Here is a 15,589-nt window from a genome sequence, read left to right on the forward strand (position 1 = left end):
ACGGTGCAACTGCACAACCTGGCGCGGTGCAACTGCACAACCTGGCGCGGTGCAACTGCACAACCTGGCGCGGTGCAACTGCACAACCTGGCACGGTGCAACTGCACAACCTGGCGCGGTGCAACTGCACAACCTGGCGCGGTGCAACTGCACAACCTGGCGCGGTGCAACTGCACAACCTGGCGCGGTGCAACTGCACAACCTGGCGCGGTGCAACTGCACAACCTGGCGCGGTGCAACTGCACAACCTGGCGCGGTGCAACTGCACAACCTGGCGCGGTGCAACTGCACAACCTGGCGCGAATAGGTGCTATTACAGAAACTGTTATCACCACACCAAAGCTTCGACGGTGTTACTTTCAGATCGCAGGACATATCACTCGTTCAGCTAGAAAAGTAATACTGCATCTTGAAGAACACTGGCCCTATAAGGATAAGTTCTTAGAGGCTCTTGATCGGATCAGAAAGTTTGAGATCGCCATCACCTGAAGATCTGGTTACCTAACACACTGAATATTACTTGAAGGAACTGCTCTAGAAGACAAGGGATTAGGTCACTATACCCAAAATGAGATTTCACAATCTCAAAAATGACCAAACAGGCTCAACCACAAAGGGAATAGGTCATATTTGGCACTCTGAAACCAGATTTAAGCCATAGACCCTCCGTCAAACCTAAATCAGATCCGAAAAACCGACTCAGAGTCACACCGAGGGGCTCAAGCTGGTCCATTTCTGTGGATTCAGGTTAAAGCTACGCTAGCTTGGATGCCGGGATAACTTTGGTCACAGTATAGGGGTCGAGCGTTCAGTCTTTAATTTAAGGTTGGAGACGCTTGGCGCTCAACCTTTTTATCTCGCACAAGGATCGCGCCAGCAACGCCCAAGCTAATCAGGAGACCGCCGATGATCGTTCCTTGGCTGATATGTTCACCGAGGATTACTGCTCCCAGGATGACTCCAGTCAATGGCTGGAACAGTAGCATCACGGCGCCTTTTGAAGCGTCAACGTGTTTGAAGCCCGAAACCCACAGAAAGAAGGCAATGACCATGCCCATTATGGAGATGTAGGCGACTTCGCCCCAACCTAAAAGGGTCGTTGGAAGTGGCGAGTTGGTGTTGGCGGCAGATATAAGGGCCAAAGGCAAACTGGTGATTGCTCCGACTGCCGACGCTAAGGCAACGACCGTGATTGCGTGGTAGCGATCGAGAAGGCGACGGCTCCATATCGTATAGATCGACCAGGCAACCATGGCAATTAATAAAAGTACGATACCTTTGGTCGCTTGGCTACCTCCAGAGGGGGTTCCAAGGACGACTATCACTCCCACAAAGGCTATTGCAATGGCGATCCACCGCAATAGTGGAACGTGTTCTTTTAACACCAACACGCCCAACACTGCGATCAGGATAGGTGAGGATGCAGTGACCAGAGATCCAAGGCCCGCACCGGCATCGTGGGTTCCAGTAAATTGAAACCCGATAGAGATGGTAAATCCCACGAGGCCAACTCCAAAGAACGAAAGATAGTCTTCGCGCTGCACGTGCAACAGGCCACGCCTTTTTGCAATGGCGATTAGAACTATTGCAGCTAATAACTCCCTTAGTTCTAAAGCGACAAAGGGAGGAATTTGTCGCATTAGCGCATCGCTTGCTACGTACATCCCACCCCAAATTACAGATGCACTGGCAAGAGATACGAATCCACGTCGAGCGGGGGAATTAAACACGTCATCCATTCTAGAGCGAGGTTTTGGAACCAAATGGCGTAGTTGCTTGGGATAAAAATCCGGATTAGTCTTGGTGGGAAACCAATCAAGTCACCCAAGTCGTCTTTTGTCCTATGCGGATCAACTTTGAGTTTTGGCGGAATGTACACGACGGGATCCTTGGGATTTTGATAGTTGAGAAGAAATAAAGTGAGACCAAATTGCGAGAAATTAGCACTAGCTTCCAATAGTGGGAACTTTAAGGCTCAGGATCAGCTTTAATGTTTATTTGAGGATTTTTTAAAGGTGAGAGCGCCTTTATGAATTTTGGACGACCGGTACCTTTCACAGGATCTGCTTATAAAAGACCGTAGGATGTTTAACCATGGCAGAACAAATCAAGTTTGTTGAAGACGCGATGGGGTTTATGGACGCGTTATTTTCAGCAGCTTTACGTATGACGCGAAATGCGGCTGAAGCCGAAGATCTCGTTCAAGAAACTTACCTTAAAGCCTACAGGGGGTATGGTTCATTTCAAGAAGGCACGAATTTGAAGGCATGGCTCTATCGAATTCTGACAAATACATTTATCAACTCCTACAGAGCAAAAAAGAGACGACCAGACGAAAGTGATCTAGACGACGTAGAGGACCTATATCTATATCGTAGACTCGGAGGATTGGAGGCAGCCCAAGCAGGGCGCTCCGCCGAAGAGGAAGTGCTAGAGTCATTTACCGACGATGAGGTAAAGGCGGCGATTGAATCGCTTCCTGACCAGTTTCGTTTAGCCGTTTTATTGAGCGACGTGGAGGGTTTTTCCTACAAAGAGATAGCTGAAATTATGGATGTTCCAATTGGAACCGTAATGTCGAGGCTTCATCGTGGAAGAAAAGCGCTTCAAAAAGAGTTGTATCAGTTTGGTACGAATCGAGGATTGGTAGCAGGCCGAAGTGGGAATTAGTTTTAATAGCAACTCTATGATCGAGTGTCAAGAAGTGATATCTAGGTTGTATACATTTCTAGATGGGGAGCTCACGGAGGAGCGTCGCATTAAGATTCGTCATCACTTAGATGAGTGTTCACCGTGTCTAGAAGCCTTTGAATTTGAATCCGAGTTGAGACAGATGGTCGCCAATCGACTCCGAGATCGAGTGCCAGATAGCCTCCGGATAAGGATTTCTAATTTGATCGATTCGGAGCGAGGATCCGCCCGATAAAGGCGGAATATTTTTATTTAGTTTGAGTTAGTCCTAATATGGCAAATAGAACTGAAGCGGTGGGTGGAGCCCCGGCAAGCGGACTGTCGAGACCTTCTAAGGCATATCCAAAAGATCGGATATGCAAAGAGGTAAACTGCGACACAAAGTTATCCATATACAACAGTGGAAAGTTTTGTTACTCTCATCAGCCCCTTACAGTGCCGCGCACTAGGGGGCGTAAGATCAATTAGATAAGCCTCGTTGGCTCCTACGAGACTAGTTTAGGCAAAGCAACGGAGGTGCTAATTTGATAGCGTGGGATACGGCAGCCAAGGTTGCCAAAGGTCTAATTTCAACTTTTCCAAAAGAGGATAAGGTCGCGCTCGAGCGAATGAGCGATTCGTTATCCGATTTTGGAAGTCAAGCGCTTGATCTCGTTGAGAATGTGAGCGGGCTAACTCTTTTGGATAAGACTATTTCCGTAAGATGTACTACTCGATCCGAGTGGGTAGATTCAAATGTTTTGTCCATGGCTTCGCTAATGGATCCAATGTTGAATAAGTTTGCACACAAGCTTCCAGGCGGTCTTTCAACCATTTCCGCCAACGCAGGTGCGGTTCAGTTTGGTCTCTTGTTTGGATGGATGTCCAAAAGGGTATTGGGACAATATGATGCGGCGCTCTTTGCCAACGTAAACCCTGACGAGAATACGACTGTGCCAATTTATATGGTTGGTTCTAACATATTGGATCTAGAGGCTAAATTTGGCTTCCCAAGAGCTCAATTTGAGCGATGGGTTCTGTTGCACGAGTTAACACACAAGGTCCAATTTGAATCTGTTAGCTGGATGAATAGTTATTATCGTTCACTGATATCTTCCTTGATTGACGGCGTCAACTTGGGTCCATCGGATCTTTTTGGGGCGATTGTACGCGTAGCAGAGGACATTAGAGTGGGTAGAAATCCCCTTGCCGAGGCGGGTTTAGCGGGAATCTTTGTCTCCGAAGAACAACGTAAGTCGCTCTCGAAGATAGGTGGCCTCATGAGCGTTCTCGAAGGACATGCCGATTTTGTAATGGCGCGTGCAGCAAGAGGGATAATTGAAGAGGCCGATCACTTCGAGGAGGTACTTCATGATCGACGTGAATCTCCGAACTTTGTTAGCAAAATCGTTTCGCAGCTCTATGGACTAGATGCCAAGGTGAAACAGTATGCGGCCGGAAGATCGTTCCTTGAAGCCATCGACGACGCAGCTGGCAGAGATGGCATCAAAACTCTGTTTATGGCGAGTGAAAATATGCCGACTTTGGATGAGATTTCTAGGCCAGATCGCTGGATGGAGCGAGTTTTGACGCCATTGGTCAAGTCCTGATTTTGATTTGATCTAGCCTTTTATCCGCCGTTTTTAGTTCGCCTTTCCTCACATCTCACACTACTTGCATTAGCATGGTTGAGTTATGTCGATCGTATCGAGCCAAAGCCGAATTTTATCGCAAAGAGTCATTCGAATGGCAATCTCCCTTGAGGTTAAGCCCATCGATCAGATCTTGAAACGGTGTTTTTTCCCCGATCCATCGAATGGGATTTTGAATGTGGCAGTCTCGGGAGGCTCAGATTCGCTCTGTCTAGCCTCTTTGGCGGTCGCGGCGGGTCACAAGATCAAAATATGGCATTTGGATCACAAGATTAGGGACTCCTCTTTCGAAGAAGCACACTTTGTGAGCGAGTTTGCTGAGATGATTGGGGCTCAATTCCAACTGGTTGAAGTAAGCGTTAAAGGGAGATCCAATCTTGAAGCTCGTGCTCGCAACGAACGTAAAAGTGCATTTCCCCAGGGGATCGCGACGGGTCATACCATGGACGATCAAGCTGAAACGCTACTGCTAAATCTGCTCAGAGGAAGTGGGATGCGAGGCTTGAGCGCAATGGCGAGAGATCCGACTAAGCCTATATTAACGTTGAGGAAGTCCGAGACCATCGCTATTTGTTCTGCACTTCGACTAAATCCAGTTATAGATTCGTCTAATTTTTCACCTGATTTTTTACGGAACCGAATTCGAAATGAGGTCATTCCTCTATTGGCGCAAATTGCGCACCGTGACATAGTTCCGATTTTTGATAGAACCGCAACTCTTCTATTCGATGAAGATCGGTATCTAGATAGTCTTGCTCTTTGCCTTGATGTGACAAGTACAATAGCGCTTTGTGGTGCCGATTCAATTCTGAGGCGTCGAGCTCTGCGGTTGGAGATCGAACGGCGAACTGGATACCCGCCATCGTTAGCACAGATAGAGGAGCTAGAAGGTAAAGTTTTGGGACGTTTGGATTTTAGGATTCAATTGCCCCGGGGCTTGGAGATAGCGGGGCGTCGAGGAGTCATTGACTATAAGACGATTGAGTAGATTAAATCTGCGTTCAAATAGCCGAGACTCTTCTTTGCCTTGATCTTGAACTAATTAAGATTTATGGGCTCATTGCGTTGTAGCAGGTTCATAAAGCGACGAGACTCTCTAAGCAAAAGTATTCGGGATGGGGGTCCTTAGCTTTAGGCGATGAGTTTTCTCCTAAAGCGAGAGTTCCGCCAGAAAAATCAATGCGTAATTGTTGAATTCTTCTTCGAGATGTTGGGATTTGAGGATCTGAACAAGAGATCGTCCGCGGATATTGCCTAGGATCTTCTAGGATTAATCATTTATGATGAGCAGTTGGGATTTTTATGGTGTCCGGTCCTGAAGTGTGGAGTCGCAACGACCCCAATTTGGTTGGTGTTGTAGTCTCGCAGGAAGATTTGAATCGCCGCGTTCGAGAACTTGGTAAAGAGATCTCAGAGGTCTATAAAGGCAAGAATCTGCTTTTGATAGGGGTTCTCAAAGGAGCATTCCTATTTATGGCAGATCTGGCGCGCCAGATAGAAGTACCGGTGGAATTTGATTTCATGGCGGTCTCCTCTTACGGATCGGCTACGAAGACCTCGGGAATAGTTCGAATCTTAAAGGATCTAGATATCGATCTTACAGATCGCCATGTCCTGATCGTCGAAGATATTATTGATTCCGGCCTTACTTTGTCATATCTGATTCGTAATCTGAAGTTTCGTAATCCGGCCTCTTTGTCAGTCTGCGCTTTGTTGGTAAAAGAGGGTGTTGACGCGACCGAATTGGATCTTGGCTTTGTTGGATTTACAATTCCAAATGAATTTGTCGTTGGGTATGGTTTAGACGTCGCGGAGAAATATAGGAATTTGCCATATATTGCAACGCATAAGACCGATTGATTGTGGATCTATTTACTAAAAGCTCCAGGGTTGCTCTATGAGACGGTTAGGGGTTACCAGTGGATGTTAAACGTGTCGTTCAGGCGGCAGATGCATTTCTGGACGCCCTAGGGGTTCCCCTCGACGATGAGGCGCGTACTGCTACTGCCAGACGGGTAGGCGAGCTCTGGTGTGATTTGCTTTCAGGAGAGAGCGATGACCCATCACGATACCTAAACGGCGGATTTGGCGGTGAGTTCCATGAAATGATCGCAGTCAATGACATTACCTTTCATTCAGTGTGCGAACATCATTTGCTGCCATTTTACGGCAAAGTCAGCTTATGTTATCTTCCGGGAGAGGCAGGGTTGATCGCGGGTGCATCAAACCTGACCCGAGTCGTCGAAGTAGTTTCAAAACGCCTCCAAATTCAAGAGAGACTTTCAAGTCAGATTGCCCAGGCTATTGAAGATGGAATAGGTGCAGCCGGAGTTTTGGTAGTGGTGCGAGGTACTCATTTTTGCATGACAATGCGTGAGACTAAAGACACAGGTTCTTGCCTTGTGACTGTGGCATCCAGGGGAGTGTTAACCAGTAATAGCGATCTACGCCGTGAAGCTAGATCTCTTATCATGGATGATTTCCGATCTGACTCAGATGATCTTTAGCTTTTCACTTGGATTGGAATTGTGATTTTGCAAGGAAGTAACTCTGGCTCCTTTGTCGAGTTGTTTATGGAATTGGAAGAAGAGATCCGATGGTTGGTCAGAGCCATGGCTAAAGGTCAATTGAGGGGTGATTAAAGATGAAGTTAGTTATGGGCGTTGTAAATGTCACGCCCGACTCTTTTTCCGATGGTGGAGAGACCTTCGATACACAAAAGGCGATTTCTCGCGGGCTTTCTTTGGCTCAAGCCGGTGCAGATATCTTGGATATTGGCGGGGAATCTAGCCGTCCAGGGGCGCTTTCGATAGATGCTCGCGAAGAGATGAGACGGATAATTCCAGTCGTTGAGGCACTTAGCCCCATTGTGCGAGTCTCAGTTGATACCACCAAGGAGGAAGTGGCAAGGCGTGCCGTTTTGGCAGGTGCAACTTTGATCAACGACATTTCTTCAGGGCTAGCGCACGTGGCCGCAGATTTGGGGGTGGGATGGGTGGCCATGCACATGCAAGCTTCACCGGAGATAATGCAGCGCGATCCTCGCTATAGTGACGTCGTCTTCGAAGTTAGGAACTTTCTAATTGAACGCGGCGAATATGGGAGACGTCTAGGAATCTCCGAAGTGTGGATTGATCCAGGGATTGGCTTTGGCAAGACAATTGAGCATAATCTAGCCTTGCTGAGGGAGATTGACTTTCTTGCTGATTGTGACTTTCCGGTTCTGGTAGGCACCTCGCGTAAGACATTTATAGGAAAAGTAGCGGCGCGATATGAAGGTGAGATCCCCCCGCCAAAGGATCGTTTGGAGGGGTCGCTGGCCACCGCGGCATGGTGTTATCGCCACGGTGTATCAGCCATGAGGGTGCATGATGTCAAAGAGACCATCGATCTTTGTCGTCTTGCCGGCTACCGTTAATTGTTTATGACGAAAGGTACTAACAGCTCCTCTTTTGCCATTGAATTAGGAGTCGTTGAGGTCAGGGACTTAGTTGTAAGGGGAATTCACGGGTTGCTACCCTCGGAGCGCCTGACACCCCAGGACTTTTCCATCAGTCTCAAGATGAGGCTGAGCATCCAAGATGCGGCTCTTTATGACGATATCAGTGGCACCGTAGACTATTCGCTAGCAGCGACGATAGTAGAAGAGATCGTCCAAGGGATGAGCTTTGATCTGGTCGAAAGGTTGGGTTACGTAATTGCCCTGACTTTGATGGAACGCTTCGATACTATCTTGTCGATTTGGGTCTTGGTCAAGAAACTGCGCCCACCTATGCCTTCTGATTTGGCCTATGTGGGTGTTGAGGTGACCCTGAACAGAAATGGAGAATCCGATTGACTTACTTTCTGTCCATGGGCTCCAATTTAGGAGATCGCAGGAAGTTTTTACGGTTGGGTTTGGATCAAATTCCCTTCCTCGTTGCCGTCTCTTCTTTGTATAGAAGCTCACCGATGCAAATGCGCGATGAGGCGGCGGAGTTTTACAATATCGCCGTTGAGATCGAGTGCGACATGGAACCTCATCTCTTGCTTGAGATGTTGCATCGAATCGAAGAAAGCGCAGGAAGAGTTCGACCCTATCCTAATGCTCCGCGATCTTTGGATATCGACATTATCTATTGGAGTGGCGGTGAGCTAAACGATAGTGATCTTGTGATTCCACACCCTAGAGCTCATGAGCGACTCTTTGTATTGGCGCCACTCTATGAGTTGTCGCCCGAGATTGCACTTAGGCTGGACCTCAAGGGGCGTTTTGACTTGTCGGCTACGATGGCAATTACCGACGATGAGCCGGCGATGGCAGATTCCTATGTGATTAGGTCTTCGGATTCGAGCTGGTATAGCTAGAGTCCTGGCGAACAATGATCCTTGTGTGCTATTTGGTTAAATCCAATTGATTTAGGTAGGCGATAAAGGTTGCAGGTAATAGACAATTGCGAAGAGCTCTTTGATTTTGCTCAGGAGAGCCGAGCCCAAGGCTTGAAGATCGGCTTTGTGCCGACAATGGGAGCGTTACACCGAGGCCATCTTTCCTTAGTCTTGGCCGCTAAGCAAAAGTGCGATTTGGTTGTTGTCTCGGTCTTTGTGAATCCACTGCAGTTCAATAACCCTTTGGACTTTGAGCGCTATCCAAGAGATCTGGCACACGACCTAAGTTTGCTTGAGAATTCTGGGGTTGCGCTGGTCTTTTCCCCAAGCGAAGATGAGATGCACCCAAAGCCAATGCAGATAGGTTTTAGAGTAGAGGGCATCTCTGAGGGCCTCGAAGGTAAGTTTCGGCCGGGTCACTTCGATGGCGTAGCCAATGTGGTTGGAAAGCTTTTCAATTGTATTGGTCCCGCAACGGCGTTCTTTGGCGAAAAAGATTACCAGCAGGTCAAGGTGATCAATCGGCTGGTGCGCGAGTTTCATTTTCCCATTGAGATTTTTGTGGTGCCAACTCTACGCGAAGTGGATGGTTTGGCTATGTCTTCGCGGAACCTTCTCTTGACGCCTCGAGCAAGGAAAGCTGCAGCTGGAATTTATGCAGCTTTTTCATTTGGCCGTGGCTTGGCGATTCAAAACGAACCTTCAGATGAGGTACTTGAATCGATGACTAATATTTTGATCGATCGCGCTGGGGGCGAAGGTGCCCAATGCAAGGTCGATTATGTTGCACATGTGCGAGGTGAGAGTCTCGAAGAGATCTCGCTATTTGAAGATGGATCTCGCTTTTTTATAGCGGCGAGTTACGACGGAGTTCGTCTTATCGATAACATTGGGGTATTCGATAAGTAAGTTTTGGAGGCTAGGCGTCAGTGCTTCTCGTGATAGATGTTGGTAACTCCAACACCGTAATTGGAGTTTATGAGTCTCAAAGCCTCGTAATGGGTGAGGTAAAGGTTGGGCGGAGTGCTGATTTCGGCTTGACTCATCATTTCCGAGTCGCTACAGTCGCAGAGAAGACCGCGGATGAATACGCGCTCTTATTGGTGCAACTCCTAGGGATGAAAGGGCTCGATCGATTGAGCTCGATCAGTGGAGTTGTAATCTCCTCTACGGTTCCCTCGGTCACTCAGACCATGAGGGAGATGACGGATAATTGGTTCGGTGTCGTACCCCTGATAATTGGACCTGGAGTTAGGTCAGGCATGCCGATCTTGTACGATAACGCTAAAGAGGTAGGAGCTGACCGAATAGCAGATGCTGTGGCCGGAATGGATCTCTATGGTTCGCCACTTATAGTCGTTGACTTTGGGACAGCCACGACCTTTGATGCGGTCTCTGCCAAAGGAGAATATTTAGGGGGAGCAATCTGTCCGGGGGTTGAGATCTCCATGAATGCGCTGGTATCGAGGGCTGCGGCACTTAGAAAGGTCGAGTTGGTCGCTCCAAGGGGTGTCATTGGCAAATCCACCGTTGAATCGATCCAGTCCGGTGCTCTCTATGGCTTTGCTGCTCAAACCGATGGAATGGCCCGGCGCTTTAAAGCGGAGTTGGGTCAAGAGGCTAAAGTGATTGCAACCGGAGGTCTTGCAGTGGTGGTAGCGCCATATTGCGAAGAGGTGGATGCGGTGGAGCCATGGCTTACATTGCACGGACTGCGACTTTTATACGAGAAGAATTTCACACCAGTGCGTTGACGATTTTGCTCATTTGGCTCGTACGCGTTTTAGACTGGCAGTTAAAGCTAGATGACAGTTAATTTCGTATTCCAAAGGGGCTCCTGTGGCGCAGAATATCTCTGATATTGAGATTCCATATACTTTCGACCCCGACATGACGACAAAGCAAATTCGTGACACCTTCGGAGATATCGCCGATGGCGAGGTTACGACGCAACGCCATAGCCTAGCAGGGCGTGTAATGCTTCTTCGTCGACAAGGTAAGGTTGCATTTGCTGAACTGAGAGATCAGCACGGAGCAATCCAACTCTTTGCGCGATCGAATGATCTTGAGCGATTTGATGCTTTTGGCGATTTGAATTTGGGAGACTGGATCGGCGCTCGGGGTTTTGTAGGTAAGACCAAAAAGGGAGAACTTTCACTCTTTATAGATAGCTTTGTTTTGCTTGCAAGAGCGCAACGGAGCTTTGGCGATAAATGGCACGGAATTTCAGATGTAGATACTCGATATCGCCAGCGCTATGTGGATCTTTGGGCTAACCCAGAGACCCGAGTCGCACTGACTCGACGATTTCGCATGGTGTCGAAGATGAGACGTTACCTCGAGGACCTGAATTTTATAGAGGTAGAGACTCCTCTATTGCATCCAATTGCCGGAGGCGCTTTAGCTAAGCCATTCATAACTCACCACAACTCTCTAGACATGGAGTTATACCTTAGGATTGCTCCTGAGCTCTACCTAAAGCGATTGATCGTTGGTGGCTTCGATAAAGTTTTTGAAATTGGAAGGGTCTTTCGGAACGAGGGAATTTCTCCTCGTCATAACCCTGAATTTACCATGCTAGAACTTTACGAGGCATACGCGGACTATCAAGATATGATGACCTTGACTGAAAACTTGGTTGCCTATTTGGTATTTGATGCTTTTGGTACGACAAAGATTTCATATCAAGACAGAGAGATTGATTTTACAACGCCTTGGCGTAGAGCTACCTTAGAAGACCTAACGAGTGAATCTCTTGGGTATGAGATTTCGCTCGAGACCCCGATTGAAAAGCTCAAAGAGATCGCCGATGGACTTGGAATTGTGGGCGATAGCAAATGGGGTTCCGGGAAATATCTACTGGAGATATACGAGCGAACGACAGAGTCAAGCCTTTGGGATCCTGTTTTTGTTATGGACTTCCCCAGGGAGGTTTCACCACTTTCTAGGGACCACAGGTCCAAGGCGGATCGGGTCGAGCGTTTCGAAGCCATAGTAGCTGGGCGAGAGCTAGCAAACGCATTTTCTGAATTAAATGACCCAATCGAACAGAGAAGGCGTTTTGCCCATCAGGTTGAACTTGCTCAAGGCGGAGACGATGAGGCAATGAATATGGATGAAGACTATATTCGCGCCCTCGAATATGGCCTCCCTCCAACTGGAGGACTTGGAATTGGCATCGATCGTTTGGCGATGCTGCTGTGTGATGCCTCTCAGATTCGCGAAGTGATAGCTTTTCCGGCTCTGCGCAAGGAAACGCTATAGATCTACAAAAGACAAGCTCGGTCGTTTGGGATGACCTGATTGCAATCGAGTAGAGGTGATTTTGCCCTATCAAATCGATAGGGCAAAATTTATCCGGCGATGATCTCTAGCTGTGGTCTATTTTTGATCCTATATAGTCGGTCATTTATGTCGATGTAACCAGCCCGCACGAAGGCCGCAAGTGTCTTGTTGACTCGTTCTCTTGAAGCTCCGATTAGCCCCGCGAGTTCTTCTTGGGTGAGTGGAATTATGAACTCGTCTAAATTGGCTGCCAGCTCCAGGAGTCGTTTTGCGGTTCTACCGGTGACATCTAGGAACATTGCATCTGTGAGGGCGTCATCGGTTTGGCGTAGGCGATTCGCCAATAGCTCAAGGAGTGACCAGAGTAAGACGGGTCGATGCTCAATTGCGCTTCGTATCGGCGTGTAGGAGATGGCAGCCACCTCTGAGCGCTCAATTGCCCTTGCGGTAGCAGATCGTCCTTGTCCATCGAATAGGCCCAGTTCGCCAAAGAGATCTCCAGTTTCCATGATCGCCACCATGGACTCCTTGCGATCTAAAAATGCCTTCAAGATTGCGATTCTTCCAGAAGTTACTATGTAAAGCGAGTCGGCGAGATCATTTTCATGGAAGATTTCGTCCCCACGTTTGAGTTTGATACGTCGGTGGCTCGCTAGGACGAGTGCCATCGTTTGATTGTCTAGCGATCTAAAGAGCGATGTATTGGCTAGAAGCTCCACAATGTCCACAAAGACACGTTAGCGACTTTTTTCCGATTAAGGTGGCAAAAAAGAGTATATGATTGGATATCCTTGACGAATAGATGAAGTATTTGGGATCAAGGTGGAAATTTAGCTCTAAAATTAAGGGGTAAATCTATCTAGCTTCGGGAGAAATATGAAATTCGAGGTTGGCGACAAAGTTGTCTACCCCCACCACGGAGCTGCCATAATTCTAAAGCGCGAGGAGATGGACTTTCTTGGAGAAACCAAGGAGTACCTCGTACTAAAGTTAGCTTTTGGGGATCTGACATTGAAGGTCCCGGTTGATAAGGCCGAAGAAGTGGGAATCCGCGAGGTAATCAACGACGAAGAAGTTGAAGAGGTTTTTGCCGTTTTGAAGAAGAAAGACGCGCGTATGCCAACTAACTGGTCGCGTCGTTATAAGAACCACGTTGAAAAACTTAAATCCGGTGATATCTATCAAGTCGCCGAAGTCGTTAGGAACCTGACGATTCGTGATAACGATAAAGGTCTCAGTGCAGGGGAGAAGAGGATGCTCTCGAAGGCCCGCCAGATCTTAGTCTCTGAATTGACGTTCGCTCTAGGCGTTGCCGAGGCCGAAGCCGAGTCTAAGCTCGACGCAGCATTGGCCTAGAAGAGGCTGACAAATGGCTCAAACTTCCACAAGGGGTGAAGTCTGGACCGTGGTTGTGGCAGGAGGATCTTCCATACGGTTTGGTTCTCCAAAGATGCTTGAGCTGATTGAGGGAAAATCGGTTCTGGAGATCTCGATGGAACAGGCACGAAATAACTCGCATCGGGTGGTCTTGGTTGTGCCTGGGAACTTATTGGCTACCTTTGACTCTATGGCTGACATTGTCGTTAGCGGCGGTCCAAGCCGCAGTGCTTCGGTGAGTAATGGAGTCATGGCTGTTCCACAAAGCGCTAGGAGCATTCTTATTCATGATGGGGCTCGACCCCTAGCTAGTTCGCTTCTTTATCGTAGGGTAATAGCAAAGATTGACGATGGAGCTTTAGCGGTTGTTCCCGTTGTTCCAATCACGGACTCTCTCAAGTCAATTGACGACTTCGGGCACGTAAAATCTATTTCGCGCAGTGGTTTTTTTGGGGCACAAACACCACAAGGTTTTGATTTTAATAGTGCACGAGCAATTGCCCAGGCGACTTTGGATCAGACAGATGATATTTCAACGGCACAGGCACTTGGCTTGGAGGTCTCCTACGTAGAGGGTGAGACGACAAATATTAAGATCACGGTGCCTTCTGATTTGGTAGTGGCCAGAGCTCTCTATGACTACCTCCGACTAAAAGAATCAGGCGCCCAACCCGGAAGCTGAGAGGCGGTAATGGTGGATTTCTCAAAGTTGCGCATTGGTTCTGGGTATGATTTGCACCCGATTTCAGATGATCCAACACGCAAGTTTTACCTTGGAGGAGTGGAGATCTCCTCGGGCAGTGGGCCAATGGGCCACTCCGATGCAGACGTCGTCTGCCATGCAATAGCAGATGCCATTTTGGGGTTGGTCGGCCTTGGAGGTATCGGTGATCATTTTCTAGCTAGTGATCCACAGTGGAAGGATGCCAAGAGTACCTTGATGTTGGCGAGATGTCTTGATATGGTGACAGATCGTGGTGCGTATGTAATCAATGTGGATGTAACGGTTATCCTTCAAACACCTCGGATCTCGCCTTATAGAAGTATGATCGAGGGAGCATTGAGCGAGTTGTTGAAGGTCCCTGTATCTCTAAAGGCTAAGAGCCCTGAACACGTGGGTTCGCTCGGACGAAATGAGGCAGTGGTAGCCCAAGCTGTCGCTCTGGGGTATCTCAACCCCTAAATTCCACGAGGTCGAGACAATGCTATCTAGGACATTAGGATCTATCTAAATATTTTTTAATAAGCGAAACCTCTGGTTGGCGTCGCTTATTACTTTTTGGTTGTGTTGTAGCGCATGGCCATTAAGGACCATTTTCAAACATGGGCCCTATGGCTCCACTCAATCGTTAGGAAACTTAGAGTCAATGGCACAACGTAATAGACCTCCAGTAAACAGAGATCGTCGGGGCCGAGATCAACAATCTTTCGTTCAAAAACGACGCTCCTTGGGAGGTGAACAAGTCGAGGGACGTCAGGCCGTTCGAGAGTTGTTGATCGCCAAGCGGCGAACTGTCGAATACATCTGGATCGAAGAGACTGTAGAGCGAAAGGGTATAGTCACCGAGATTGTAGAGTTGGCGCTAAATCGTAGAATTCCGCTACTCACAGTCTCAAGACGCAAGTTCGAATCTGAGGTTAGATCTGAAGGTAGCCAAGGAATATTAGCAAAGGCGGCAGCACTTCGTGACGTTGATCTTGAGGATCTAGTCAATGGAGTGGAATCGCCGTTTTTGGTAGTTGTAGATGGAATTACAGACCCACACAACCTTGGCGCAGTTCTACGTTCTGCCGAGTTAGCAGGTGTAACCGGTATTGTTTTGCCACAACATCGTACTACGCATATAACCCCCACTGTAGCCAAAGCAGCAGCTGGAGCTGTTGAATACTTGAACTTTTCTTTGGTCTCTGGAGTCCCTAGTGCCCTTCGTAGCCTTGAAGAGCTGGGTGTTTTTAGAGCAGGACTTGATGTAAGAGGAAAATCCAGCGTATTTTCGATAAGTCCTATGGTGGTGGATAGACTAGCGCTAGTCTTGGGTTCAGAGGACAAAGGATTGTCGCGTTTGACATCTGAACGGTGCGACGAGTTGGTTCGAATTCCCCAGGCGGGTCGATTGGACTCTCTGAATGTGTCAGCGGCGGCCGCGATTTCACTTTTTGAGGTGGCCAGATTGAGGTCAGCCGCCACCCCCGGATAATCTGTTGATTGCCAAGGTATCGATTTGGGCGAGGGCGTG

Annotated in this window: 18 protein-coding genes and 1 pseudogene; 17 read left to right on the top strand and 2 right to left on the bottom strand. The window is 48.1% G+C overall.

Going from position 1 to position 15,589, the window contains the following annotated elements; all coding sequences use genetic code 11:
* A pseudogene (locus AXFE_RS05145) lies at window positions 1–489 on the top strand (hypothetical protein); the annotation flags it as partial.
* 326 nt (window positions 490–815) lie between these two features.
* Here AXFE_RS05145 and AXFE_RS05150 read toward each other — a convergent pair.
* A complete protein-coding gene (locus AXFE_RS05150) occupies window positions 816–1,730 on the bottom strand; it encodes a DMT family transporter (RefSeq protein ID WP_160291739.1) in 915 nt (304 codons plus the stop codon).
* 364 nt (window positions 1,731–2,094) lie between these two features.
* On the opposite strand from AXFE_RS05150, the gene AXFE_RS05160 reads away from it, so the two are divergent.
* The 12 genes from AXFE_RS05160 to lysS all read left to right on the top strand — a co-directional run bounded on the left by AXFE_RS05160 (window position 2,095) and on the right by lysS (window position 11,954).
* Window positions 2,095–2,670 (top strand): sigma-70 family RNA polymerase sigma factor, encoded by a 576-nt coding sequence (locus AXFE_RS05160; RefSeq protein WP_052604828.1) that lies wholly within the window; start codon window positions 2,095–2,097, stop codon window positions 2,668–2,670.
* 16 nt (window positions 2,671–2,686) lie between these two features.
* A complete protein-coding gene (rsrA, locus tag AXFE_RS21340) occupies window positions 2,687–2,926 on the top strand; it encodes a mycothiol system anti-sigma-R factor (RefSeq protein WP_152625880.1) in 240 nt (79 codons plus the stop codon).
* A gap of 289 nt (window positions 2,927–3,215) precedes the next feature.
* Complete coding sequence (locus AXFE_RS05170; protein ID WP_052604833.1) at window positions 3,216–4,280, top strand: zinc-dependent metalloprotease; 1,065 nt, start codon at window positions 3,216–3,218, stop codon at window positions 4,278–4,280.
* Between the two features lie 85 nt (window positions 4,281–4,365).
* Window positions 4,366–5,310, top strand: coding sequence for a tRNA lysidine(34) synthetase TilS (gene tilS / locus AXFE_RS05175; protein WP_082058504.1), 945 nt, complete (start codon window positions 4,366–4,368; stop codon window positions 5,308–5,310).
* A gap of 314 nt (window positions 5,311–5,624) precedes the next feature.
* Window positions 5,625–6,182 carry a hypoxanthine phosphoribosyltransferase gene (hpt, locus tag AXFE_RS05180; protein ID WP_052604837.1) on the top strand — a complete coding sequence of 186 codons (558 nt, stop codon included), beginning with the start codon at window positions 5,625–5,627 and terminating at the stop codon, window positions 6,180–6,182.
* 59 nt (window positions 6,183–6,241) lie between these two features.
* Window positions 6,242–6,829, top strand: a complete 588-nt coding sequence (gene folE / locus AXFE_RS05185; RefSeq protein ID WP_052604839.1) for a GTP cyclohydrolase I — start codon at window positions 6,242–6,244, stop codon at window positions 6,827–6,829.
* A gap of 137 nt (window positions 6,830–6,966) precedes the next feature.
* Window positions 6,967–7,740: a dihydropteroate synthase gene (folP, locus tag AXFE_RS05190; RefSeq protein WP_052604842.1), complete on the top strand. Its 774-nt coding sequence runs from the start codon at window positions 6,967–6,969 to the stop codon at window positions 7,738–7,740.
* Between the two features lie 6 nt (window positions 7,741–7,746).
* Complete coding sequence (folB, locus tag AXFE_RS05195) at window positions 7,747–8,160, top strand: dihydroneopterin aldolase (RefSeq protein WP_152625881.1); 414 nt, start codon at window positions 7,747–7,749, stop codon at window positions 8,158–8,160.
* Window positions 8,157–8,669: a 2-amino-4-hydroxy-6-hydroxymethyldihydropteridine diphosphokinase gene (folK, locus tag AXFE_RS05200; protein WP_052604847.1), complete on the top strand. Its 513-nt coding sequence runs from the start codon at window positions 8,157–8,159 to the stop codon at window positions 8,667–8,669. Before folB ends, folK begins: the two co-directional genes overlap by 4 nt.
* Window positions 8,670–8,738: 69 nt before the next feature.
* Entirely contained in the window at window positions 8,739–9,599 is an 861-nt protein-coding gene (gene panC / locus AXFE_RS05205; protein ID WP_052604848.1) for a pantoate--beta-alanine ligase, read from the top strand.
* 20 nt (window positions 9,600–9,619) lie between these two features.
* Window positions 9,620–10,444, top strand: a complete 825-nt coding sequence (locus tag AXFE_RS05210; RefSeq protein WP_052604849.1) for a type III pantothenate kinase — start codon at window positions 9,620–9,622, stop codon at window positions 10,442–10,444.
* A gap of 85 nt (window positions 10,445–10,529) precedes the next feature.
* Entirely contained in the window at window positions 10,530–11,954 is a 1,425-nt protein-coding gene (lysS, locus tag AXFE_RS05215; RefSeq protein ID WP_052604850.1) for a lysine--tRNA ligase, read from the top strand.
* A gap of 89 nt (window positions 11,955–12,043) precedes the next feature.
* Here the strand turns inward: lysS and AXFE_RS05220 are convergent, their stop codons facing one another.
* Window positions 12,044–12,703: a Crp/Fnr family transcriptional regulator gene (locus AXFE_RS05220; RefSeq protein WP_235347629.1), complete on the bottom strand. Its 660-nt coding sequence runs from the start codon at window positions 12,701–12,703 to the stop codon at window positions 12,044–12,046.
* A 148-nt stretch (window positions 12,704–12,851) separates the two neighbouring features.
* Between AXFE_RS05220 and AXFE_RS05225 the strand changes: the two genes are divergently transcribed.
* The 4 genes from AXFE_RS05225 (at window position 12,852) to rlmB (ending at window position 15,550) form a co-directional block, all read left to right on the top strand.
* Complete coding sequence (locus tag AXFE_RS05225; protein WP_052604851.1) at window positions 12,852–13,331, top strand: CarD family transcriptional regulator; 480 nt, start codon at window positions 12,852–12,854, stop codon at window positions 13,329–13,331.
* 13 nt (window positions 13,332–13,344) lie between these two features.
* Window positions 13,345–14,034 carry an IspD/TarI family cytidylyltransferase gene (locus AXFE_RS05230; RefSeq protein ID WP_052604852.1) on the top strand — a complete coding sequence of 230 codons (690 nt, stop codon included), beginning with the start codon at window positions 13,345–13,347 and terminating at the stop codon, window positions 14,032–14,034.
* A 9-nt stretch (window positions 14,035–14,043) separates the two neighbouring features.
* The gene (gene ispF, locus AXFE_RS05235; RefSeq protein WP_052604853.1) at window positions 14,044–14,535 is read left to right on the top strand and encodes a 2-C-methyl-D-erythritol 2,4-cyclodiphosphate synthase; all 492 of its coding nucleotides are present in this window, start codon (window positions 14,044–14,046) and stop codon (window positions 14,533–14,535) included.
* Window positions 14,536–14,719: 184 nt separating this feature from the next.
* On the top strand, window positions 14,720–15,550 hold the full coding sequence (rlmB, locus tag AXFE_RS05240; RefSeq protein WP_052604854.1) for a 23S rRNA (guanosine(2251)-2'-O)-methyltransferase RlmB: 831 nt from the start codon (window positions 14,720–14,722) through the stop codon (window positions 15,548–15,550).
* Window positions 15,551–15,589: the final 39 nt, after the last annotated feature.

It is taken from the genome of Acidithrix ferrooxidans, assembly GCF_000949295.1.
Classification (GTDB): domain Bacteria; phylum Actinomycetota; class Acidimicrobiia; order Acidimicrobiales; family Acidimicrobiaceae; genus Acidithrix; species Acidithrix ferrooxidans.

Bases quoted from the DNA above. Each gene is read 5' to 3' on its own strand.
- AXFE_RS05160 (WP_052604828.1), top strand. From the start codon at position 2,095: ATGGCAGAACAAATCAAGTTTGTTGAAGACGCGATGGGGTTTATGGAC.
- rsrA (WP_152625880.1), top strand. From the start codon at position 2,687: ATGATCGAGTGTCAAGAAGTGATATCTAGGTTGTATACATTTCTAGAT.
- tilS (WP_082058504.1), top strand. From the start codon at position 4,366: ATGTCGATCGTATCGAGCCAAAGCCGAATTTTATCGCAAAGAGTCATT.
- hpt (WP_052604837.1), top strand. From the start codon at position 5,625: ATGGTGTCCGGTCCTGAAGTGTGGAGTCGCAACGACCCCAATTTGGTT.
- folP (WP_052604842.1), top strand. From the start codon at position 6,967: ATGAAGTTAGTTATGGGCGTTGTAAATGTCACGCCCGACTCTTTTTCC.
- folB (WP_152625881.1), top strand. From the start codon at position 7,747: ATGACGAAAGGTACTAACAGCTCCTCTTTTGCCATTGAATTAGGAGTC.
- AXFE_RS05225 (WP_052604851.1), top strand. From the start codon at position 12,852: ATGAAATTCGAGGTTGGCGACAAAGTTGTCTACCCCCACCACGGAGCT.
- AXFE_RS05230 (WP_052604852.1), top strand. From the start codon at position 13,345: ATGGCTCAAACTTCCACAAGGGGTGAAGTCTGGACCGTGGTTGTGGCA.
- ispF (WP_052604853.1), top strand. From the start codon at position 14,044: ATGGTGGATTTCTCAAAGTTGCGCATTGGTTCTGGGTATGATTTGCAC.
- rlmB (WP_052604854.1), top strand. From the start codon at position 14,720: ATGGCACAACGTAATAGACCTCCAGTAAACAGAGATCGTCGGGGCCGA.